This is a genomic window from Arthrobacter sp. GMC3, from assembly GCF_002929305.1.
GTDB lineage: Bacteria > Actinomycetota > Actinomycetes > Actinomycetales > Micrococcaceae > Specibacter.
This window is the reverse complement of record NZ_PJIO01000082.1, coordinates 1-702: the sequence shown is the minus strand read 5'-3', so window position 1 is coordinate 702 and position 702 is coordinate 1. Positions and strand designations below refer to the sequence as shown.

General features: G+C 51.3%; 2 protein-coding genes. Both read right to left on the bottom strand.

Going from position 1 to position 702, the window contains the following annotated elements; genetic code table 11:
• A partial coding sequence (locus CXQ94_RS21535; protein WP_104092585.1) for a DUF905 family protein occupies positions 1-154 on the bottom strand: 154 nt, incomplete at its 3' end.
• 5 nt (positions 155-159) lie between these two features.
• On the bottom strand, positions 160-702 hold a 543-nt coding region (locus tag CXQ94_RS21530; RefSeq protein WP_104092584.1), incomplete at its 5' end, for a hypothetical protein.

The window sequence follows — 702 nt, the reverse complement described above, 5'->3', positions numbered from 1 at the left end:
AGCGTAGCTGCCCTTCGGCATTGCGGATAACCAGCCGGAAATGCGTTCCCTGGTCATCTTCAATAAGCACATTGCGGTAAGCTGTTGTGACAGCCATCGCCTGTTCGCGTGAGAAAGGGCCTTCGGGCAATAAAACAGGGTGGCAGTCCGACATACCGGCTATTTTCCGATAAATTCAACGCTGGCGCCGGTGGCATTACCGTCAGCACCAACCGTGACGGTCACTTTGTCGTACGCACGGTCTTCAGGATTGAATACTTCAAACTCAACCTTATTGCCTTTTACTTCGTAAGAGCCAAAATCAGCGGTTTCTGTTGTTTCCTCGTCATATTCCCGGGCGTATGCCTGCCGGGCAGCCTGCAGGACGGAATCTTTATTAATAGTGGTCGTCTGTTTCGGGGAAAAACCGGCAAGTGATGTGACAAATTTCGGACAGACCTTCAGCATATCACCGCGGGTGAATTCCATTCGTACACCAAATGCCTGTAAAACGGAAACATCACGCTCTGCTATGGAGTGAACGGCTTTTTTGACCATTTCCGGCGCCTGTCCGATTTCCACCTCAACAGCCCTGAATCCCGTCTGCTGATTACACATTTGTGATGTGGGGATCAGGTTACCGTTAATACTGATACGGCTGCCCAGGAGCGTCTGTACACCATTCGGGCATCCCTGCATCAGGCCGGTAATACCAATCGTGCC